Raw genomic sequence first — 23,268 nt, forward strand, 5'->3', positions numbered from 1 at the left:
CGTCCCCCGTTGGCGAGTCGGGCGTGACGACCATGACCGTCTCGACGATCTTCACAAGATGTGCGTCAGCCATTTCCGGGCAAGGGTTCCCAACAACTAGCAAAGAGTCCGTCAAAATTGAGAGGGGGAAGCGCAACATATCGGGTTAACTCCATGGTCACTTACCCTTTTCGGCTCTCCACTTGGTGATGTCCCGCGCCTTAATCTCCCGTCTTGGCCCATCACAGGGCCTTCACAAGGAGGTTGAGAGTGCAACAGCAACACCCCTCGCTGCCTGGATGGCGGCGGGGGCTTTTTCGGAGAGTGGCCGTTCCCATATCGGGGGCGCTCGCCCTGGCGGTATCCGTTTCGCTCCTCAACGGGAGCGAAACGGCCTTCGCCGCGACCCGAACCCCGGCCAAGTCCGCCAAGCAGAGCAAGCATTGGGCGACGCAGGCGCCGGATCTGCCATCGGCACGGGTGGCGGCGCGGTTGTCGGGCAAGCGGGTCGAGGCGCTGTCGGAACGCACCGAGACGTCCACGACGTGGGTCAACCCCAACGGGTCGTTGACCACGGAGTTGTCGGCCGGCCCGGTGCGGTTCGAGCGTGACGGCAAGTGGGTCGGTGTGAACCTGGACCTGGCAGCCCGCGCCGACGGCTCGATCGTGCCCGCTGCTCACCCAGAAGGCCTGGTCCTGGGAGGCAAGGGCGGTAACAGGCCCGCGTCGCTGAAGGAGGCGAACAAGGCCGCGGCACGCACCCTGGTCACCCTCGGTCAGGGGCAGGAGCAGGTCGCGCTCCAGTGGAAGGGCGGCCTGCCCGCACCGGTCCTGGACGGGCCGAAAGCCACCTACCGCGACGCGGTGCCGGGGGCGGACGTGGTCGTGGAGGCCACCCGCACCGGTTTCGAGCAGTACGTCACCATCAAGCGGCGCCCCGCCACCGACGGCTACACCTACACCATGCCGCTCAAGGCCAAGGGCCTGAAGGCGGCGCAGCAGGCCGACGGCAGTGTCGTGTTCTCCGACGCCAAAACGGGCAAGAAGCGCGCGGTGATGCCCGCACCGGTGATGTGGGACGCCGGCGTGGACCCGGTCTCCGGCGAGCACACCCACCGGGCCAAGGTCGGGCTGAAGGTCGTCCAGCACGGCTCCGGCATCGACCTGGTCTTCACGCCGGACGCCGGCTTCCTCGCCGACAAGGCGACGAAGTATCCGGTCACCGTGGACCCCTCCACCACGACGTTGAGCAACGTCTTCGACACCTATGTGCAGCAGGGCGAGACCGTCGACTGGTCCGCCGACACCGAACTGGACCTGGGCAACCCCGGCACCAAGAACGCCGACGGCACCCCCCGCGTGGCACACTCGTTCATCACCTGGAACACCTCCCCGATCGCCGACGCGCTGGTCTCCTCGGCGAAGCTGTCGCTGTGGAACTTCCACTCGGGCAACACCGACTGCAAGGCCTACCCGTGGGAAGTGTGGGCCACCGGCGCCGCCTCGACCTCCTCACGCTGGGCCGGCCAGCCGACGTGGAACACCAAGTACGCCACCTCCACCGAGACGGCCGGCAACCCGGGCTGCGCGAGCCAGCCGGACGGGTGGATCAACGCGGACGTCACCAACCTGGTGCAGGCATGGGCCTCGGCCAAGGCCACCCGGGGCAACATGGGCCTGCGCACGACGGACGAGGACACCTCCACGTCGTGGAAACGGGTGAACTCCGCGAACGCGGCGGCCAACCCGCCCAAACTCACGGTCACCTACAACTACCGGCCCAAGACCGGCACCGACCGGCAGGCCGGCCCGCCGTTCTTCAAGGACTCCTCGGGCACCTGGTACGTCAACACCACCACCCCGACCCTGCGGGACACCTTCACCGACGCCAACAACGACAAGGTCGACGGCACCTTCCAGATCTACGACGCCGCCACCAACACCCAGGTCGGCAACGTACTGGTGTCTCCGTACGTGCCCAGCGGCCAGCCCGCCTCGGTCAAGGTCCCCGCCGGCATCCTGGCCAACGGCAAGACGTACAAGTTCCGCACCAACCCCTACGACGGCACCCACTACAACACCGACTGGTCCGCCTGGACCACCTTCACCGTCGACACCTCCGCACCCTCCGCACCCGCGTCGGTGACCTCCACCGACTACCCCGCCGACCAGTGGACCAAGGGCGCCGGCCAGGCGGGCAAGTTCACCGTCACCCCGCCCTCCGGGGACCAGAACGGCATCGAATGGTCGCTGGACGGCAGCACCTGGACCAAGGTCACGACCTCCGGTACCACCCCGGTGACCTTCTCCGTCACTCCCGCCAAGGCCGGTACCAACACCCTGCAGGTGCGTGCCACCGACAAGGCGGACAACAAGTCCGAGGCCATCTCCTACACCTTCCACGTCGGCCCGGGAGGTGTGACGGCCCCTGACGACGGCACGCGCACCGCCGCTCGCGTTCCGCTGGCCGCCGAAGCCGACGCCGGCAAGTACGACAAGGTCACCTTTTCCTGGCGACGCAGTGACGCGGACACCTGGACACCCATCCCCGCTGGTCACGTGATGTCGAGCGGGCAGCCCCTGACCAGTTGGCCCGTCGCCCTGACCGGTGGTAAAAGCCCCGGCCTGGCCTGGAACGCGACCTCCACTGTCAGCCCTGACGGAACCGTGCAGCTGCGGGCGGACTTCACCGGCCCGAACAGCGCCTCCACCTCCTCAGAGGCGATCACCGTGGTGGTCGACCGCACCGCCGACGGAGCGGCATCAGAGGAAGTCGGGCCGGGATCGGTGAACCTGCTCACCGGCGACTACACCCTCTCCGACACCGACGCCTCGTTCTTCGGCATGTCGGTGACCCGTACCGCCTCCTCCCGCACCCCGCAGGCCGGGGCGGCACAGGAGGGGCAGGCGCCGATCTTCGGCAAGGAGTGGCTGTCCGGCACCGCTGTCGACGACGTCGACTCCGACTACACGCAGATCGTGAAGACCTCGGCGACTTCGTTGAACGTGGTCACCGTGGACGGCGACACGATCAAGTTCACGTCCAACGCGGCAAAGACCGGCTGGGTGCCCGAGCCGGGATCGGAGGACCTGACCCTCAAAGGTTCCTTCGCCTCCGGTGACTTCACCCTCTCCGACACCGACGGCACGGTGACGACTTTCTCCAAGGTCGGCTCGTCTGCGACGACGTGGACGGTTTCCAGCTCACTGGCCGACGGCCTGGCCAACTCCACCACCAAGGTGGTTTCCGAGGCCGTCACCGTAGGCGGCAAAACCCTGGCCCGTCCGAAGAGAGTCATCGCCGCGACCACCGCCACGACACTGGCCACGTGCGAGGCCGACCCCTCGGTCAAGGGCTGCCGGGTGCTGGAGTTCGTCTACCCGACGACCACCACCGCCACCTCCACCACGTTCGGTGACTTCACCGACCAGGTGAGCCAGATCAAGCTGTGGTCCACCGCCCCCGGCGCCTCCGCCGCCACCGCCACCGCCGTGGCCCAGTACGCCTACGACAACGCCGGACGGCTGCGCGAGCAGTGGGATCCCCGCATCAGCCCCGCGCTGAAGACCGCCTACGCCTACGACAGCGCCGGCCGGGTCACCACCCTGACCCCGGCCGGACAACTGCCGTGGACGTTCGCCTACGGCAAGGCCGGATCCAACCCGGCGGCCGGTGACGGCATGCTGACATCTGCTTCCCGGGCCACACTCACCCCCGGCAGTGCCGGCCAGACCAACGGCACAGCCGCCACCACCGTGGTCTACGGCGTGCCGGTCAGCGGCAACAACGCACCCGAGGATCTGAGCGCGAAAACGGTCGCGTCCTGGGGGCAGAGCGATCTGCCCACCGACGCCACCGCCGTCTTCCCCGCCGACCAGGTACCCGGCTCCAGCAACGGCGCGGACCTTGCCGCCGGTGCCTACACCCGCGCCGGCATCCACTACCTCAACGCCTCCGGCCAAGAGGTCAACGAGGCCACCCCCGGCCACCACATCTCGGTGACCGAGCACGACCGGTTCGGCAACACGGTACGCACCCTGACCGCGGGCAACCGCGAGCTCGCCCTGGGCACCACCCAGCCCCAGAAGGACCAGCTCACCGACCTGGGCATCAACGCTCTCGCTTCCTCCGAACGCGCCCAGTTGCTCTCCAGCACCTCGGTCTACAGCACCGACGGCACCCGCGAACTGGAGACCTACGCACCCCTGCGCCAGGTCACCCTGGCAGCCGACCTGACCAACGGCACCACCACCGTGGCCGCCGCAGGCACCCAGGTCCTGGCCCGCCAGCACACCGTGAAGGAGTACGACGCCGGCCGCCCAACCGACGGCACGGCAACCGTCAAGGACCAGGTCACCAAGCAGACCACCGACGCCCAGGTGCGTTCCTGGCCGGACCTTCCGGCCGACGCGCGAGTGACCTCCACCGTCTACGACTGGGTCAAGGGCTTGCCGACTTCCACCACGCGGGACCCGGGCGGACTGGCGATCACCACCACGACCGGTTACGACGACCAAGGCCGCGTGATCAGCAAGAGCCAGCCCGCCTCCACCGGATCGGATGCCGGCACCACGGTCACCACGTATTACACCGGTGACGGGACCGGAACGTGCGGCGGCCGACCGGAGTGGGCGGACGCGGTCTGCCAGACCGGACCGGCCGCGGCCATCACCGGCGGCGGCTCCAACCCCACCACCCTGCCCACCACGACCACCCAGTACGACCGGTGGGGCAACCCCACCACCGTCACGGAAACGTCGGGCAACACCACCCGCACCACCACGACCGACTACGACGGAGCCGGCCGGCCGACAACGGTTACCGTCACCGGCGGCGTCGGCGCCGCCGTCCCCGCGGTGACCACCACCTACGACAGCGCCACCGGCCAGGCCGTCAAGCAGACCTCCACCGCCGGCGGCACCATCACCAAGGCGTACGACCAGCTCGGCCGCCTGATCTCCTACACCGACGCCGACGGCGCGGTCACCACCACCCAGTACGACGCTCTCGACCGGCCCACCAAGGTCAGCGACAGCGTGCCGTCGACCACCACCTACACCTACGACACCACCATCGACCCGCGCGGACTGACCACGTCGATGACCGACTCGGTCGCCGGCACCTTCACCGCCCGCTACGACGCCGACGGCGACATAACCACCCAGGGCCTGCCCGGCGGCTACACCATGGCCGAGGAGCAGGACCCGACCGGTACCGCCACAAGCCGCACCTACACCCGCGACAGCGACGGCACCGTGCTGCTCTCCGACAGCATCACCGAGACCGTCCAGGGGCAGTGGGCCACCCACGCAGGCACCCCCGGCGTCACCGCATCCCAGGCCTACGCCTACGACAAGGCCGGACGCCTGACCCAGGTCCAGGACACCACCCCCGACGCGGTCTGCACCACCCGCGCCTACACCTTCGACAAGAACACCAACCGCAAGGCCCTGGCGACCGCCACCGCAGGGGTCGGCCTGGACTGCCCCACCAGCGGAGCGACCACCACCAGCTACAGCTACGACACCGCCGACCGGCTCGTGAACAGCGGCTACACCTACGACGCCTTCGGCCGCACCACCGCCCTGCCCGGCTCCACCATCGGCTACTACACCAACGACCTGGTCCAGCAGCAGACCGCCGGAAGCCAGCGCCAGACCTGGACCCTGGACTCGGCCCTGCGCCGACGCGGTTTCACCACCGAGTCCAACGCCTCCGGCACCTGGACACAGACCGCCTCCAAGCTCAACCACTACGACTCCGACAGCGACAACCCCCGCTGGACGATCGAGGACACCGCCACCGGAGCGCTGACCCGCAACGTCGACGGCCTCGACGGCAACCTCGCCGCCACCACCGCCAAGAGCGGCGACACCGTCCTCACCCTGTCCAACCTGCACGGCGACACCGCCCTGCAACTGCCCGCCGACAGCGGCGTCGCGCCGACCGTCCTCGACTACGACGAGTACGGCAACCCGCGCGCCGGCCAGGACCCTGTCCGCTACGGATGGCTCGGCGGCAAGCAGCGCTCCAGCGAGACCCTCACCGGCCTCACCCTCATGGGCGTACGCCTCTACAACCCCGCCACCGGACGCTTCCTGTCCACCGACCCCGTGCCCGGCGGCTCGGCCAACGCCTATGAGTACTGCAACGGCGATCCCATCAACCAGTTCGACCTCGACGGGAAGTGGAGCTGGCGGAAGCTGGCGCGGAAAACGGGCAGGTGGGCCTGGCGACACAAGTGGGACATCGCAGCCACCGCCGCGAGTTTCACTCCCGGCCTCGGGCAGGCCGTATGGGCCTACCGCGGATACCGCGCTTTCAAGGCCTTGACCTACACCAGTCGATTCGGCTCCTGGGCGTCCCGCTCCCGCTATCTCGGAACCGGAAGCCGCCTGTTCGGCGACATCCACCGATCCGGGCGCATGGGTTCGTGGAACCGCGGCAGCCGCTTCGCCATGGGCTGGAGCGCTCACGGGTTCAAGCGCCAGTGGGGTGTGAAAATGACTCGCACCGTCTTCCGGGTCAAGATCTACCGCAAGCACTACGACTGGTTCCACGGAGGCTTCCTGTAATGCAACCGAGCAGTGCCGTCCGTTGGGCAGCAGCAGTGGAATCGGCACTCAGGAGATCTGACGCCGTTCCGAACACCGTCACCCCGGAAAGGACAGAGCTCGGTGGCTGGTCCATCGACTGGGAGGGACAGTGCGGACGAGTCCCCGTGTGGTTCACCCTGTACGGTGGTCACCCTGACTCACCCACGGCTGAAGTACGCATCAACGACTGGATCTTCACGCCTGTGAGTCTCGATCAGGTGGAAGAGCTGTTGGTGAAGGCCCTTTCTGGCGATGCCACGCTTCGGCGTGGCATGGCAGGGATCGGCGCTTGGCGCCTCGAAGTCGTTGTTGGGGAAGAAGTCATCACCAACGATGACCGAGAAGGCAGCGGCAAGCCCGACAGCGAGTGGGAACTCAAGCTGCTGCAGAACCCGCGTTAACTGCCATATGGCACGACGCCTGTGGGGGCCCGCCACTGTTAGCGGCGAGCCCCCACACAGCAAGACGGAGACCGACAGGTCCCACTCTGGCGACCACCTTCTGAGCGTGCTGAACGGTGAGGCCGGCATCGGTGACCTCAACGCGCGATGGGTGGCCGCACATCTCCTCGACCCGGAACCCCACATGCTGCCGCCCAAGCGTTCACCCTGACTTCCCCGCTGTACTGACCCTGTGGCCACCGCAGCGCGAACTCCTCACCCGTCCGGCCGCCAACCCGCTGCATCCGGCAACCGACCGGCTCCTGATCAGTGTCCCCACCAGCGCCGGCAAGAGCCTCCTCTCGCAGCTGATCATGTGCACCCACCTGGCCACGGTGCCCGTCCTCAGATCCCCACGTCCCACGGGACGTGATCATTCAACGAACAAAATCCACTTTCGCAACAGACCCTACTGATCTTTTCGTAAGTTCGGTGGGTGTGGTGGCCGTGTGAGTGGGAGGCTGTTGGGGTGGCATATCAACCTTCCCCTTCGGTTGTCGGCTCCTCCCTTCCTCCCTTGTCGCGGCCTCAGTTGGCGGAGGCGCGTCGTGTTCGGGCAGTCGAGTTGTTCGAGGGCGGCGTCTCGAATGCGGAGATCGCGAGGGCGGTGGGGGTATGTGCCGAGAGTGTGCGGCGCTGGCGGCGGGTGTGGGAGCAAGACGGTGCTTCGGGCCTGCGGAGACGGGCGGCCACCGGACGCCCGCCCAAGCTGGACGACACCCAGGTCGAGATGGTCCGGGCCGCGTTGGAGCAAGGTGCCCAGGCTCATGGTTTCGAGGCTGATCTGTGGACCCTGGAACGAGTGGGCGCGGTCGTCACCCGGGCAACGGGGGTGGTGTTGTCGAGGGCGTCGGTGTGGCGGCTGCTGACCGGCCGGCTCGGATGGAGCCTGCAACGGCCCGAGCGGCGGGCGGTCGAGCGGGACGAGTCGGAGATCGCCCGGTGGATCGCGCACGAGTGGCCGCGCATCAAAAAGGGGCCGTGAACACACGTGCCTGGATCGTCTTCCTCGACGAATCAGGCGTCTCCCTGCTCCCCCAGATCCGCCGCACCTACTCGCCCCGAGGGCGGACTCCGCTCCTGCGGCACCGTCTGAACTGGAAGCGCGCGTCGATGGCCGGAGCCTTGGGCTACCACTCCGCCGATCCCGATCGCGGGGCCCGCCTGTGCTTCCACCTCAAGCCCGGCAGCTACGACACCGCCGGGCTCATCGAAGTCCTGGAGCAGGTGAAGGTGTTCTATTGCGGCGAGCGAGTGGTCCTGGTCTGGGACGGCCTGTCCGCCCACTGGAGCCGGGCGATGCGGGCCTGGGTCGCCGAACAGGACTGGCTCACCCTGGAACGATTACCCGCCTACGCTCCCGAGCTGAACCCGGTGGAACTGCTGTGGTCCTCGCTCAAGAAGCGTGAACTCGCCAACCTCGCCGGCGACCACCTCGCCGATGTCGCCGACGCCACCGAGCAAGGCATCCACCGCATCACCGCCGACCCCCGACTGCCATGGTCTTTCCTCGCCCATACCGGCCTGACCATCTGCCCACCGAACTTACGAAAAGATCAGTAGTCAGCCGCGCTACCCGCAACGAGTTCCGGTCGCTGGCGACCGACATGACGGTGCGCCTCGTGACCGAGGCTTGGCAGGACCACAACTTCGCCCCCGTTCCCGAGGACGAACTGAACTACGACGACACTAGCGTGCGCCGCACCACATTCGAGACGTACGCCGCTGCGGTCGACTGGACGGACTACGCCCAGGTCTCTCGTGCTCTACTCGTCTTCGAAGACCTCCTCCGCCACTGTCGACAGAGCGGCTGGGAGGGCAACTGGCTGGAGGAAGTCACCGTCAAGCTGGAACGTGACGGCCTCAGCGTGGACGAGCGTGGACGGATTTCCTGGCTGCGTCGGCCCGTCACCACGGGGCACTTGGAGAAGCTGACCGACCCGTCGGGCATCCTTGCGGAGCTGGAACGGGCCAGCCGCACTATCGCAGACGATCCAGCCGCCACGATCGGAAGCGCCAAGCAGCTGATCGAGGCGACCGCGAAGACCGTACCGCGAGAAAAGGGTGTCGCCATCGAGGAGCACACGAAGGTTCCAGCCCTCGTCAAACAGGCTCAGAAAGCTCTCCATCTCGACGCCTCGTCTGTCACTCCCGGCCCGGACAGCACGGACGCAGTCAAGAAGATCCTTGGTGGCGTGGCGGCGATCGCCATCGGAGTGGCAGAACTCCGTAACCGCGGGTACGGCACTGGCCACGGCCAGGCCAGCGCGCCTACCAATCTCGGAATCCGCCACGCCCAACTCGCTGCCAACGCGGCCATCACCTGGTGCCAGCTCATGCTCGACACCCTCGGGGACCCCACAGCGCCTTGGAGGAAGTCCGTAGTACCAGCCCAGCCTCAGCCGCCAACCGCCGCTTCTTGAGCCTGTCCGCTCTGGATGGGGCGGACACTTGACCATGCCGTCACGCTGCCCGCTTCAGTCCGAGGGCGGCGAGCGCGGCGAGCTTGTCGGCGGTCAGTTTGGTCCGGCGGCTTTTGCTGTTGGACAGGAACACACCGAGCTTGATCTCCGTCCCGTCCGGCAACGCCTCTACATGGGCCCTGGGGACCTTCACAGAGCCCGTGCGGGCCTTGTACTGCGCCAGGGCCGCCCACACCTCGGGCTTGCGCTGCCGGGCCAGCCACTTCCCCACGTCCATGCCCTGCACGGTGAAACCGGGCAGGACCTGAACCGGGCCTTCCTCGTCGCGCACCAACTCGCGCAACGCGGCGTAGTGCCGCTGCCACTCGGGGGGCCACGACGGATTCCAGTCCTCGTCGATCGCCTTCAACGCGGCCTCCCACTCAGGGTGTTCAGCCAGCGCACCGGGACGGCGCAGGTTGGACAGCCACTGCCCGATCGGCTTGTCCAGCGCGGCCGCCGACCGGGGAGCGCACAGCGTCCAATGCGCCGCGTAGTACACCCGGGCCGCCGCCAGGTTCTCCTGGAACCGCGCATCGGCCGCCGACCAGGCCATGCCCAGCTTCTCCAGCCGCGCCGCCCGCCGGCCGCTCATCTGCCCCGCCCCGTACGCCCGCCGCTGCTCCGCAACCCACGTCCCCAGCGGGAACGCACCCTCCTTGTGCTCGTACGGCACCCGGGCGTGACCCTCACGCTCCGTGAACTCCTTGAGCTTCGCCCAGCCCCGCGCCCAGTCCTGCCGCTCCGTGTCGATCACGTTGAAGGACACCCAGTTCGCGACCATCACCGGATCACGCGGAGCCGCAAAACGCAGCAGAAGACGGGTTTCTCCCTCATCATCACCGGGCGCGGCACCGATGTACTCGGAGGGCTGCACGACGTCCTTCTGAGGCTCCTGCGGGATCGCCAGCAATTCCACGGCCTCCTCATCGTGAGCCCGCAGGCCCTTTATCTCAGGGAGGGCTGTCCAGTAGGCACGTTTGGTGGTGGTGGAGCCTGCAGCCGTAGATGATCATGCTCTGGTCATTTTGTGACGGTCTGCATGGTTGTCGGTTGGTGGGAGTAGGGTCGCGTGGCGCGGTCCCCGAAGGGTGGGAGCCGATGGGACGTCCTGGGGGAGTGAGTCTGAGTGGGACTGGCGGGCGGCGCTGCGGACAAGGCGGGTAACCGGTACGAGGACTGGTGGACCGCGCTGAGGGTGGCGGAGTTGCTGCGGGGGCGGGCGACGCGGATTCGTCTGGAACCCCCGGGCCCAGCGGGCGCCGGGATCGAGTTCGAGCTCGAGGCGGACGACGGCACCTGGTGCGAGCAGGTGAAGGACGTCCCCTCGAAGGGGCCGTGGACCCTGAACGCTGCGGGCAAGATCCTCGAGGCGGTCACGGGGCATCTTGCGGGGGGCAAGAAGGTGCGCCTTGTGCTGTCCACGGGGGCCCCTGAACTGCATGATCTTTCTAAGCGGGCCCGGGGCGCCGACACACTCGCCGAGTTCGAGTGCATGATCACCAAGGCCCAGATTCCCCAGTTCGTACAGGTACTTGAGAACTGGTCCGACAACGGGATGCCGGTCGACCGGGAGGTCGGCTGGCGGTATCTGCAGGCCGTGCACGTGGAGCACATCCCACCAGAGGCACTGCGCCGCCTGGTGGTCTCCGAGTATGAGCTGCTGTTTGTCGGGGACCCGGAAGTGATCGTCAGGCAGCTGAGCGGCTATCTCGACGAGCACCTGCACCAGCGCCTCACCGGCTCCCAGATCCGCAGCCATCTTCTAACCGTGCCGGGGGTGCGCCCACGTCTGCTGGCGGGTGACACCGGGACGCTCACGGCCCTGGCCGGGACGGTCGATCGCTTTGTGCGGCGCGTGCGACGGGACAAGCCCGCCTTTGGAATGGCCGCTCGTCCGCATGTGGAGCAGCTGTACGAGCGCCTGGTGGCTGAGGACGGCCCGCAGGTGGTGGTCTGCGAGGGCGGCGCTGGCTTGGGTAAGTCAGCGGTCGTCACCGACGTTCTGGTCCGGCTGACCGAGCAGGGATGGCCGGCGGCCGCGGTCCGGATGGACGGCGCCGACGCGAGTGTGCAGACGGCCAAGGACCTGGGTACCAAGATGACCCTGCCGGACTCGCCGGCGGTGCTGTTGGCTGGGGTCGCGGACGGAACGCCGGCGCTGTTGGTGATTGACCAGCTGGATGCGGTCAGCACCTACAACGGCAGGATGTCGGACGCCTACGAGGCCGTGGAAGACGTACTCGCACAGCTGGTCGTCACCCCGAACGTCAAGGTGATCCTGGTAGCACGCACCGTCGACATCGACAACGACCGGAGGCTGTCCCGTCTCGTAGCCGACCCCGCCCGGACAGCCCGATTCCCCCTCAGCGTTCTGGATCCGGAACAGGTGCGGGCTGTCCTGTCCGCCAGCGGGACGGATCCCGACGGCCTGGGACCGGTGACACTGGAGCTGTTGCGGACTCCGTTGCATCTGTCGGTCTTCAGCCGCCTGTCGCCCTCCGCACGCGGCGCTTCGTACCGGACCTTGCAGGAGCTGTACGCGCGTTACACCGATGAACGGCGCGAGGAGATCGAGCGACAGGTCGCCGCGCTGGACTGGCGGGGTATCACGGGCACGCTGTGTGCCTCCATGAGCGAACGTGAAACCCTCCAGGCGCCCTTGGCTCTCCTCGACGGTTTCGCCCGCCAGCACATCAAGGTGCTCGAGTCGCACGGTGTGCTGGTGCGCGACGGGGAACAGATCGGGTTCTTCCACGAGACGTACTTCGATTTCCTCTTCGCCCGGTCCTTCATCTCCACCGGAGAGGACATCCACGATTTCCTGGCCAATTCAGGTCAGTATCTGTTCCGTCGCGCCCAGACCAGGCAGATCCTCGAGCACCTCGCCGGCACGGACCTCGGACGTTTTCGCACCACGGTGGCCAGGCTCTTGGGCTCTGACCAGATCCGCCCGCACCTGCATGATGTGATCATTGCTGTCCTCGGACAGCTCGACGCCGCTCTGCCTGACTGGAAGGCCATCGAACCGCTCGCCTGGGGTCAGGTTCCTGTGGCGGGCAAGGTACGAGGTCTGCTCGCCCTGCCGCAGTGGTTCGACGCCGCCGACCACGATCAGAGGTGGGAACGCTGGCTGGGCACGCCGCAAACTGCCGATGCTGCGTTCCCTGAACTGCTGGCCGTCGCGCGCCACCGGCCCGAACGTGTCGCAGAGCTGGTGCGACCGTACGTGGGCACCACGCCGCAGTGGCGGCGCCGGCTGGTGGGGCTGATCGAGTGGGCGCTCACGCCCGACCTTGTCGACCTTGCTGTCGATCTGATCGACCGAGGGTATGCGGATGAGGCCAGGGGGGCGATAGCGGTCAACAGCGACTTCTGGTCGCTCCTCTACAGTCTGTCCGAAACCCACCCCGCTCCCGCTGCCCGCCTTGTCGGCGCCTATCTGCGTCGTCACCTAGCCCGTGCCCGCGCCGACGGATCCGGCGACCCCTTCGCGTCCGAGCACCTGTCAACGAACTCACAGGTGGCCGACACGGTCCTCTCCCGCATCGCGCAGGCCGAACCGGAAACCTACGTCGACCAGGTTCTGCCCTTCGTCATCGACGTGGCCACCGCTAGCAGCGCGGGCCGTACCGGCTCCCAGGACCTCGGTGGCCGCTGGGCCTACCGACTCGTGGGCGGCCGCAGTGTCGACACCGCCTTGCTGGCCGCCCTCGACACGGCACTGCGCTGCCTGGCCGGCCAAGCCCCGGCTGCCGCTGCCGATGCCCTGCGGCAACTGACCGCCTCACCAGTTCAGGAACTACGCTTCCTCGCCTGCCGCCTGCACACTGCCCTGGGACAGCCCGATGAGGCGATCGCCTGGCTCCTGACCGATGAGCGCCACCTGCGCCTGGGATGGGTGGACAGCGCGCGCTGGGCCTCGCGCGAACTCATCGAGACCGCGACCCCCCACTGCACGGACGAGATGCTGGATCGCTTGACCGCGGTGCTGCTTGGCTACTACCCGGCGTGGGAGCGCCGACGGCAGAAGGGGCAGCGCAGCGCCTGGGGCCGGAGCCAGTACGAGCTGTTGTCGGCGATCTGCCCTTCGCGCCGTAGTGCAGCGGTACGCCGTCGGCTCGCCGAATGGGAGCGCAAGTTCCCCGGCCACGTACCGTCGCCACCGACACCAATTCAGACTGGGGTCGTCGGCTCGCCGATCAGTGACCATGCGGCCCGGCATATGACCGACGACCAGTGGCACCGTGCCCTGGACAAGTACGCCCGGCCCCAGCCCGAACGGTTCTGGCCTCTCCGAGGAGGCGTCCACGAGCTCGCTCGGACACTTGGCAGCCGCGCACAACAGGAACCCGACCGCTTCACCGACTTCGCCTTCACTCTCGGCCCAGGCTCACCAGCCGCCTACCTCTGCGCGATCGTGGAGGCGGTCACGCCCCATCTGGATGCCGACCGCTGGGAACGACTGGCCTTCCACACCCACCAGACGCTCGGCTCCGAGGCAGCGCTCACGATCTGCCAGGCCCTGCAGGCGGCCCCGCAGAACTTCACTCCTGCTCTGTTGCCGGCCCTCGACGGCTACACCACAGACCCCCACCCCGAGCATGACATCCGTCATCCGGATGCCGAAGGAACCCGCACGGATCTGCTGACCGTCGGCATGAACTCCAACCGCGGCCAGGCAGCGCTCACCGTTGCCGCCCTGCTCTTCCACGGCAGTGAGCACCTGCACGCCTTGACGCCCCTGGCCACCCGCCTCGCCAACGACCCTGTGCTCGCTGTCCGAGTCTGTGCCGCCCAGGCTGTACTGGCCTTGATGAAGCATGACCCGCAGATTGCGCTAGACACCGCTGAACAACTCCTGAACCACCAGGACGCCAACGTCTACAACGCCTCCACCACTCAACGGCTGCTCATCAACACCCTGGTTCGTGAACCCTCGCGTTTCGCTGCCCACCTTGCTCGAGCCCTACAAGGGACGGGCGATACGGCCGAACTCGCAGGCCAGTCCTGGGCTGTTGCCACCATTCAGGGGTGCCTCACCCCGGACCTTCCGAACAGCACGGATGAACTCAGCGCCCTCGCCCGCCGTGGGGCTGCATCGGTCTTCGCCGACAACATCGATCACTACCCGCACTTTCTCCCGCTGTTCAACGACGATGACGCCGACGTGCGAAAGAACGCCTCCCAGGGCATGCGGCAGGTGTTCGACCTGTTTCCTGCACAAGCCGAAGAACTCGTCAGAGCGTTCCTCGACGGCAAGGCCTTCCCTGACCACCTCGAACATCTGGCCTTCGCTCTCTACGACCACGCTGGCCCCCTTCCCACTGTCGCCATTGATGCGTGCGAGCGCATCGTTCAGCACGCGGGCAGGGAGCTCGGCGACCTCAGAACCCATCGTGCGGCGGACGGCCACCACCTGGTCTCGGCAGTCCTCCGCCTCTATCGGCAAAGCCGGCAGGCCGAACGGATCCGTTGCCTGGACGTCATCGACAGGCTCTCGCAGGCAGGTGCCTACGGGTTGACCGCTGCTTTGGAAAACGAACGCTGACCCCACTGAGCCCTGGTCCTGGCCCCGCCGAGAGTTATCTCGGGGCGAGCCAGCGGTGGGGAAATGTTTGTTTGGGTTGTCACCTGCGGTGATGGGCTGTGAACGAGTGCCGTACGCGTCGCTGCGGGCGATGGTTGTGTTTGTCACGTGGATGTCGACTTTGTGGCGGAGCGTGCTTTTTCTCCCGTGACTGGTGTGGTGCGGTGGGTGGTGGTGGACGCCGGTTCGTTTGATCTGCAGACCGAGGCGGTGGCGTTCCTGGCGTCGTTGCGGGCGCGGGGGTGTTCGCCGAACACCGAGCGCGCGTATGCGGGGCGGGTCGCTCTGTACTTGAACTACTGCCGGATGCGGCGGCTGGACTGGCGGACCCCTGGGTTTCTGGATCTGGCCGACGTGCAGCGGTGGCTGGTGGAGACGCCCCTTCCGCCCCGGGCTGGCCAGGTGCGGCCCGGGCCGGTCCGTTACCGGTCGCGGGGGACGGCGAACGCGATCATGACGGTGGTGGGGGAGTTCCTGCGGTTCGCTGCTGTGCACGGCTGGGTGCCGGCCAGCACGGCGGGACTGCTGTCCCAGCCGAAACTGCTGCGCTTCACCCCGCCCGGCTACGACACCGGCGAATCGGGCCAGCGGCTCCAGGCCGAGGCCGCCGTGTTCCGCTTCAAGGTCACCGAGCCGGGCTACGAGGACCTCAGTGGTGAGCAGATCCGCGGGATGATCGCTGCGGCGCCGAGCGCCCGGGATCGTTTCCTGATCGCACTGCTGGCGTGTACGGGGCTGCGGATCGGCGAGGCGCTCGGCCTGCACCGGGACGACATGCACCTGCTGGCCTCCTCACGGACTGTGGGCTGCGGTGTCGAGGGCCCGCACGTGCATGTCCGCCGCCGCACCGACAACCCCAACCGGGTCCTGGCCAAGTCCCGCCGTCACCGCTTCGTACCGGTCACCGCCGACCTGGTCGCCCTCTACACCGACTACCAGTACGAACGCGACGACGTGGCCGAGGCGGGGGAGTCGGAGATGGTGTTCGTGAATCTGTTCCGGCCTCCGCTGGGCCGGGCGATGTCGTACCCGAACGCCAAAGAGATGTTCGACCGGCTGGGCCGCGCTGTCGGGCATGCGTGTCGTCCGCACATGCTGCGTCACTCGGCGGCGACGCGCTGGCTGCGCGACGGTGTCGACCGCGATGTGGTGCAGCGCCTCCTCGGCCACGCCTCTCCGTTGTCCATGGAGCAGTACCGGCACGTCGACGACGCCGAGGCGCGGGCAGCGGTCGAGCGCGTCGGCTTGCTGACGGAGCGCCCATGAGTATCGCGTCCGTGCTCTCGCGGCTGCCCGCACCGCGCACCGAAAACGCGGTGGAGCTCGACGCCGGGAGATGGGTGCGGTGGCTGCAAGACCATCTCGATCCCGCCTGGCGGCCGGCTGAGTGGCGGCCGGAGTGCTGGCTTTTCACCGGGAGTGTGCAGGAGCCGCGCAGCTCGGTGTCGCTGTGCCGTACGGCGGTATGCGACACCGTGGTCTCACCGGCCAACATCTTCTGCCCCTTCTGCAAGGAGGGACAGAAGAAGTCGCCGCTGTCCGCCGCGGAGTTCGCGCGGACCTTCGTGCCGCTACGCAACCGGGTTGCCTTCGGCGGTGTTCCGGAGCAGTGCCGCTTCACGAAGGACGGGCAGCGCTGTGTCCGGCCCCGGCACTGCAAAGAACTGTGCGCCACGCACTACACCCAGTGGAAGACCCACACCACCCGCAAGACCGCCGGCCGGTGGGAGGACACCGCCGTGCCCTACGCCGATACCCCTGCCTGCCCGGCGTCAGCCTGTCCGCTGCCGGGCTTGTACGGCCGGGGCCTGTGCCGGCACCACGCGCAGCGCTTCCGCGAACACCGCCGCATCCACCCGGACGCGGATGTAGCGGCGTGGGCAGCCCAGCAGCCCCCGTACCTCGCCCCGCACCAGTTCAGTCTCCTGCCGCTGCCCGAGCCGCTGCGCTGGGAGGTTCTCTACGGTCTGCAGCAGGTGGACCCGTGGCTGCGGATCTTCGAGCCCCCGCAGGTCCGCCGCATGGTGCGGGACCTGGCCGGGACCAGCACACTTATCGGCGACATCACGGACCAGCAGATGTGCCCACGCTCCACCGTCGCAGTCCTGCGGATGCTCAGCCGCGTGCGGACGGCGGTCCGGGCAGGCCACGCACAGCACACCGGCACCGCGCCGGCACAGGATGACGTCCTGGATCTGCGTGCGCTGGGCCAGCGCTCGCGCACCCCGGCCGGTATCCGGCAGTCCAAGACCGTCGACCTGCGCACCATCCGGCAGCCGTGGCTGCGCGGTCTGCTGCGCACCTGGACCATCCAGCAGCGCCCGGGAGCGGACGAGTTCGCCCGCACGCTGCGCGGCGTCGAACTCGCCTCCCGGGCTCTCGCGCAACGCCCCGCAAGCGACGACCCCCACACGGCTTCGCTACGACGACGTCACTGCCGTGGTCGACGCGTTCCGTACCGCGCTCAAGCTGGACGGCGAACCAGCCGGCTGGAACTACCGCATGTCCATCGCCAGCCACTTCTTCGCCCTGATCGACTACGGCCGCCGCTCAGGCACCGCTGACACCCTCTCCGCCGCCTTCGTCCGCGACCCCGTCAACCACCGCATCTCTGAAGAGGAAACCAACGAGGACGAGGTCGGAAAGGCGATCCCTGAACCGGTGATTCGCCAGCTCGACGCCCACCTCCACCTCCTCGGCCACGGGCGGGCCCGCGGCCAGCGCACCCTTGCCCCTGACGACCTGCAGCTGATGTACCGCACGCTGTACATCCTGCTCAGAGACACCGGACGGCGGCCCCTTGAAATCTGTTCCCTGCCTCGGGACTGCCTCGAAACCCGCAACGACCAGATCTGTCTGGTCTGGAACAACCACAAGGCTCGCCGTCACCGCAGGCGCCTGCCCATCACCACAGCCACCGCCCAAGCCATCCGCACCTGGAAAGAACGCCGAGAACAGCTCCAGTCCAGCCTCCCGCCCACTGGCGCCGACTACCTCTTCCCCGCTCTCACCCACCTCGCCGTCCGCCCCTACCTGCCCACCAACTACCTCGGCGAGACCCTGCGCGACTGGGCTGACTCCATCCCCCACCTGCACGGCGAAGGCACCGACACCCACGGCAACCCGCTGCCTTTCGACCGCTCCCTCATCTACGCGTACGCCTTCCGCCACTCCTACGCGCAACGCCACGCCGACGCAGGGACCCCGCTCGACGTCCTGCGTGAATTGATGGATCACAAGTCGGTCTGCACCACCCAGCGCTACTACACCGTCTCCCTGAAACGAAAGCGCGACGCTGTGACGAAACTCGCCACCCACGTCGTCGACAATCACGGCCGCCCCAGCCCCAGCTCAGAGACCGCCTACGAACTGCGCTCCGTCGCCGTCCCCTACGGCGGGTGCACCGAACCCAGCAACGTCAAAGCCGCAGGCGGATCCTGTCCCATCCGCTTCCAGTGCGCAGGCTGCGGCTTCTACCGACCCGACCCTTCCTACCTCCCGGCGATCGAACAGCACATCAACGAACTGCGCGCCGACCGCGAATCTGCCCTGGCCATGGACGCCGCCGAGTTCGTCATCACGGCCTTCACCGCCCAGATCACAGCGTTCGAGCAGGTCACCGACCGCATGCAGCGGCGCCTCGCCGCCCTCCCTTCGGCGGAGCGCCAGGAGATCGAGGAAGCCAGCACCGTTCTCCGTAAAGCCCGAGCCGGCAGCACCCACACCCTGCTGCCGCTCACACCCCTCTCCAGGACCGACCCGGCATGAATCCCCACGGCAACCCGCACACCCTCGCCGAGGCCCGCCGCCGCGCCAGCCTCGACAAACGCCAGCGAGCCCTGACCGCGCTCGCCACCCTGGAACGGCAGGGCAAGAAGATCACCCACGCCGCGGTCGCCCGCACCGCCGACGTCTCGACATGGCTCACCTACACCGACGGCATCCGCGAGCACATCGAAGCCGCACAACAACGTCGGCAACCCACCATCCCCCCGTCCGCGCGGACGCGGAGCACCACAGCAACGCTGCGCACAGAACTCGAACTCGCCAGGCAGGAGATCCGGACCCTGAGGGAAGACAGAGACCGGATGCGGCAGGCCATCCAACACCAGCTCGGACAGCAACTCGACGCCCTCGATACCGGGCACCTGATCGAACGCGTCGACGAACTCACACGGACCAACCAACGACTCGAAGACAGCCTCCAGCAAGCCACCGACGACAATCACGAGCTCCACGCCCGCGTGAGGATCCTGGAAACAGACCTGGCCGCAGCACGCACCAGCCTGCGACGGATGATCCGAGAGGAGAACACAAACCGCTGAAGGCGCCCCCAAGGGCCCGCTGCCGCCGCTACAGCCCAATCCAGAAGACCTTGCTAGGCCCACTCCACTCCGAGTTCGGCGAGTGCGGCCCGCTGCTCTTCGGTGAGCTTGTCACGGCGGGTCTTGGTATTCGATAGCCATACGCCGAGTTTGTGGTGGTGCTCCTGGCCGTCGATGACGACGCATTCGACGTGTCCCCTCGGCACTGCCTTCTGGATGCCCTCGCGCTGGATCCACTGGGCGAGGGCGGTGACGCCGCGCTGGAAGGCTGACGTCTTCCCGCCGCCTTTGGCCGTCGGGGCCGAGGCGGGGCGTTCGGCGGGTGTTACGCCCAGCGTTGTGAGCCGCTGCTGCTGTTCTTCGGTGAGTTCCGCCCAGCTGCGGCGTTGTCGCTGGAGCCATTTGCCGAGGTCGTCGCCTTGGAACTGCACGCCGGGGGCGATGTCGGGGAGTCGGCCGTGGGGTTCGTCGGCGGCGAGGTCGGCGAGCACTTTGTAGTGGCGTTGCCAGTCCAGGGGCCAGGGACAGTTCCAGTCGGGGTCGATCTGGGCGAGTTGTGCGGCGCGCGCTGCGGCGCGCTGCGGGTTCTTGCCGAGTCCGTCCTTGCGGCGGAGGTTGGCCATGTGTTCCCCGACTGGAACCAGTTCGCTGTCGGCGTCGCCCCATACGGCATCTCGCCTGGGGGCGAGGTGACCGTGCGCGCGGTGGTACGACCGCAGTACCGCCAGCTTCTGCTCCCAGGCTTCATCGCCGGGTTCCCACACCATTCCGGCTTCGTCGAGCAGGGTCTTGCGGTGGGGATCGAGTTCGCCCGCGCGGTACACGCGCCGCTGCTGGTGGACCCACCGCCCCAAGGGGAATGCTTTGGTGGCGCCGGCTTCGGTCTCGGTGTCGTACGGGACGGCGTGCAGGCCGGTGATGAGGTTGCTCTTCCGCCAATGCAGCAGGGCCTGGTAGCCCTCCAGCCACACCAGGGACTCCGGCCGGTACACCCGGGTGCGCAGGAACGCGGCGATCGTCGCCGCGTCTCTGGGGGTGGAGAAGTTCAGCAGCGCGGACTCCACGGCGCCCTTGGTCTCGTCCTGCCCGCCTTCTCCTTCGGCCGTGGTGCCGATGATCCGCCCGTCCTCGTCCCGCTTCACGTACACGTGCCGCTGCCCGCTGCTCAGGGCCCGGCTGGCGAGTTGTTCGACGAGGCGTTCCGAGTGACTGCGGAGTCCTTGGAGGACGGCTACGAGGGGTGCGAACGAGGCGGAGGCGACCATGTCGGTCGGATCCTCGCCGGGCTTAAGGAAGACGGGCACGATGATCCTGGCCACCTTGGCCGTGCCGTCGGGGTTCGGGCGCAGGGCGCGGCCGATGTTCTGCACGATCTCGACCTGGGAGCTGCGGGTGTCGGCGAAACACACCGCCTCCACGCCCCGCTCGCCGACGATGTCGACGCCTTCGCCGAGCACTCGGACGGAGGCGAGGAAGGCCCGGTGTACGCGGCGACCCGCGGCATCGATGCCATTGGCGAACTGCCGTAGGGCTTCCCGTCGCTCAGCGACGAGATGGTCGCCGCACAGCCATGCCGACCACACCCGCTCCGGGGGTACGTGGCGGCCGGCCTCCAGCTCGTAGAACTCCGCGTCGATCGACGACTTCGGCAGGGCGTCCGCGTCGGCCAGGGCCTCGTCGGAGACCTCGGCCGCGTACAGCTCGGCGGCCGTCTGCGGCATCCTCTCCGCGAACGCCATCGCCTCCTCCACTCGCTGGTGGAAGGTCATGATCGTGCGCAGGTTCCGCGCGGCGGCGTGCTCCAGGAGCGCCGTCTGCAGCAGCGCCAGCCGCCGGCCCCGCTGCGCCTCCTCTGATACTTCCTGGACGGGGGAGGGGTCGTGGATCTCCAGCACGTCGATCTCGAACCCGGCGAGGATGCCGCGTTCGATCGCCTCGGACAACTCGAGTTCGTAGATCCACTCGCCATATGGGCCGTCCGGGTCGGACGCCATGGTCGCGATCTCCAGCTCCTGGCCGTCCCTGCCCTTCTGTGGCCGGGGGGAGGCGAGGATGCGGGGGGTGGCGGTCAGGTAGAGCCGGAAGTCCGCCGGGATGCGGGTGTTGTCGTGGATCGCCGCCCACGGCCGACCAAGATCACCAGTGGTTGAATGGGCTTCGTCGATCACGGCGAGGTCGAACGGGGCCATTGTCTGTCCGTACAGCCGCTCCCCGCCCGCCAGAGCAGCCTCCAGCGGCCCGCGGACCTTCCGCAGACCCAAAGGGTCCTCCGGGTCGTCACGGTCCACCAGGGAGGCGTAGGTGGCGAACACGACCACCGGCCCATGCCCCGCCCACAGCGCCAGCTGGATCGCATTCGTGGTGGTCCGCACGCCCAACTGCTCCAGGACGTCGTCCTTCTCCAGCGAGCACACCGCGACCATCGGCCCGTTGTGTCCGACTCTCCGCCACGCCTGAACGGTCTGCACGAGCAGATCAAGAGTGGGAACCATGGCGAGGATCCGCCCGCCGCGGAAGCACTCCAGCGCAGCCCACGCGGCTGTGATCGTCTTGCCGGACCCCGTGGCGGACACCACCGTGGCGCGCGCCCCTTCTGCGGGCACAGAGGACCTTGCAGGAAAACCAACCCACTCACGGATACGCGCAGTCGCATCCACCTGGTGTTCTCTGAGCACGACCCTCTGAATACCGAAATGCGCTGTCATCAATTCCTCTTGCCGAGATCGCATTGTTAGCCAGGCTGTCTCACCGATGCGGGTGGTCCCTTTTAAGCACCGAGTCCTTTGAGGCCCCATTCATCGAGCCCGGAGTAGACCGTGGCGGTTCGGCATTGCGGTGCCGACATGCACTCAGCTTCCCCGCGGTAGACGGCCACAAGAGAGTCAGCTCCTCGCCACCAGATGTCTGAGCGTCCGGCAACCTCCAAGACCGGCTCGAAGCCATCGAGTTGCAGCGCTTCCACGGCTTCACCGGTCACCGTAGTGGTAGTGCGGGCCCACCGGCGGGCGTGGTCCGCGAGGGCCACCGATTCCACCCATCCCTCGATGCTGCCGTGCAGAGGCACCCAGGTGTCGGCATGGATGCCGAACTCTCCCTCGGGGCCAATCATGAAGGCGTAGGGAAGCGCGGTGCGCTGCAGCCCGGCCCCGAACCACCAGCCCTCCGCCTCCGACTCCTCAGGGACGTCCGCGCTGAACGAACTGGGGCCACCGTCATAGTGCGGAGACGGAGGGAGGGCAATCCCGCCCCACATTTCCTGGTACGCCACAGTACGGTCAATCTCTGCTGCGGGGATTCCATGCTCCCGCCACTGGGCCCGGTGCTGCTCCACACCAGGGTCAGGAATTCGGTAACCATGGATTCGAACAAAATACTGAGCCCTGCGCGTAAGCCCACCAGGAATCTCGTCCCTGATCATCACTCAGCACCCCATCGACTCTGCTCACCCCGTCGAGCTCAAACAGCCTTGAGGGTGGTTACTAGTTTTCCCCAACTCTACATGCTGCATCAAAAGAAGATATGCACTACGCTGAAACCCGACACGAACGAGCGGCCACCCACTCCTCGTAGCCAGCCAGGCCCGCGCCAGCGGGCCCGAAGGGACTGGAGGCGCAGCCGGAAGGACCGTTGACGGCAGGGGAGCGCAGCGGACCTGCCCGGCCGGCCTGGAGCGTCAGCGGAGGGCCGGATCTCGGACGAAGTCCGCCCCGCTCCGGGAGTGCAGCGGACGGAGCGTCAACCCGACTGCGCAGCAGTCGGGTTGCGCGGGACGCGCAGCGTCCCGCCAGCGCTCCCGCGGAGCGGGAGCGTAACAACCGCGCGCAGCGCGGTTGTTCGCTTGCACATCGCGCAGCGATGTGATACCCGCTCCGCGG

Annotated in this window: 13 protein-coding genes; 10 read left to right on the plus strand and 3 right to left on the minus strand. The window is 67.7% G+C overall.

Translation table 11 applies throughout. The features are described 5' to 3' along the window. The first annotated feature begins 303 nt into the window (after positions 1–303). The 5 genes from ACSURM_RS38825 to ACSURM_RS38845 all read left to right on the plus strand — a co-directional run bounded on the left by ACSURM_RS38825 (position 304) and on the right by ACSURM_RS38845 (position 9,439). Positions 304–6,555, plus strand: a complete 6,252-nt coding sequence (locus tag ACSURM_RS38825) for a DNRLRE domain-containing protein (protein ID WP_436961393.1) — start codon at positions 304–306, stop codon at positions 6,553–6,555. Between the two features lie 146 nt (positions 6,556–6,701). Then, positions 6,702–6,977 carry a hypothetical protein gene (locus tag ACSURM_RS38830; RefSeq protein ID WP_436961394.1) on the plus strand — a complete coding sequence of 92 codons (276 nt, stop codon included), beginning with the start codon at positions 6,702–6,704 and terminating at the stop codon, positions 6,975–6,977. Positions 6,978–7,485: 508 nt separating this feature from the next. Next, positions 7,486–8,001 (plus strand): winged helix-turn-helix domain-containing protein, encoded by a 516-nt coding sequence (locus ACSURM_RS38835; RefSeq protein ID WP_436955258.1) that lies wholly within the window; start codon positions 7,486–7,488, stop codon positions 7,999–8,001. After that, entirely contained in the window at positions 7,998–8,579 is a 582-nt protein-coding gene (locus tag ACSURM_RS38840) for an IS630 family transposase (protein WP_436955259.1), read from the plus strand. Before ACSURM_RS38835 ends, ACSURM_RS38840 begins: the two co-directional genes overlap by 4 nt. A 59-nt stretch (positions 8,580–8,638) precedes the next feature. After that, the gene (locus ACSURM_RS38845; protein WP_436961395.1) at positions 8,639–9,439 is read left to right on the plus strand and encodes an abortive infection family protein; all 801 of its coding nucleotides are present in this window, start codon (positions 8,639–8,641) and stop codon (positions 9,437–9,439) included. 40 nt (positions 9,440–9,479) lie between these two features. Here ACSURM_RS38845 and ACSURM_RS38850 read toward each other — a convergent pair whose 3' ends face one another. Continuing rightward, on the minus strand, positions 9,480–10,397 hold the full coding sequence (locus tag ACSURM_RS38850; protein WP_436961396.1) for a helicase associated domain-containing protein: 918 nt from the start codon (positions 10,395–10,397) through the stop codon (positions 9,480–9,482). Positions 10,398–10,607: 210 nt separating this feature from the next. Here ACSURM_RS38850 and ACSURM_RS38855 point away from each other — a divergent pair, with 210 nt between their 5' ends. From ACSURM_RS38855 to ACSURM_RS38875, 5 genes are all read left to right on the plus strand, one after another. Then, positions 10,608–15,029 (plus strand): hypothetical protein, encoded by a 4,422-nt coding sequence (locus tag ACSURM_RS38855; protein ID WP_436952164.1) that lies wholly within the window; start codon positions 10,608–10,610, stop codon positions 15,027–15,029. A 186-nt stretch (positions 15,030–15,215) separates the two neighbouring features. Beyond that, positions 15,216–16,334 (plus strand): tyrosine-type recombinase/integrase, encoded by a 1,119-nt coding sequence (locus ACSURM_RS38860; protein WP_436952162.1) that lies wholly within the window; start codon positions 15,216–15,218, stop codon positions 16,332–16,334. Further along, positions 16,331–17,632, plus strand: a complete 1,302-nt coding sequence (locus tag ACSURM_RS38865) for a hypothetical protein (protein ID WP_436961397.1) — start codon at positions 16,331–16,333, stop codon at positions 17,630–17,632. Before ACSURM_RS38860 ends, ACSURM_RS38865 begins: the two co-directional genes overlap by 4 nt. Positions 17,633–17,819: 187 nt before the next feature. Then, positions 17,820–18,836 carry a tyrosine-type recombinase/integrase gene (locus ACSURM_RS38870; RefSeq protein ID WP_436961404.1) on the plus strand — a complete coding sequence of 339 codons (1,017 nt, stop codon included), beginning with the start codon at positions 17,820–17,822 and terminating at the stop codon, positions 18,834–18,836. Continuing rightward, positions 18,833–19,393 carry a DUF6262 family protein gene (locus ACSURM_RS38875; protein WP_436952158.1) on the plus strand — a complete coding sequence of 187 codons (561 nt, stop codon included), beginning with the start codon at positions 18,833–18,835 and terminating at the stop codon, positions 19,391–19,393. The genes ACSURM_RS38870 and ACSURM_RS38875 overlap by 4 nt, the downstream gene beginning before the upstream one ends. Before the next feature lie 53 nt (positions 19,394–19,446). Here ACSURM_RS38875 and ACSURM_RS38880 read toward each other — a convergent pair whose 3' ends face one another. Both ACSURM_RS38880 and ACSURM_RS38885 read right to left on the minus strand, forming a co-directional pair. Further along, positions 19,447–22,098: a Helicase associated domain protein gene (locus ACSURM_RS38880; protein WP_436961398.1), complete on the minus strand. Its 2,652-nt coding sequence runs from the start codon at positions 22,096–22,098 to the stop codon at positions 19,447–19,449. 62 nt (positions 22,099–22,160) lie between these two features. After that, a complete protein-coding gene (locus tag ACSURM_RS38885; protein WP_436961399.1) occupies positions 22,161–22,661 on the minus strand; it encodes a hypothetical protein in 501 nt (166 codons plus the stop codon). Between the last annotated feature and the right edge of the window lie 607 nt (positions 22,662–23,268).

Origin of the sequence: Streptomyces sp. SudanB182_2057, from assembly GCF_964272715.1 — a bacterium.
GTDB classification, from domain to species: Bacteria; Actinomycetota; Actinomycetes; order Streptomycetales; family Streptomycetaceae; genus Streptomyces; species Streptomyces rubradiris.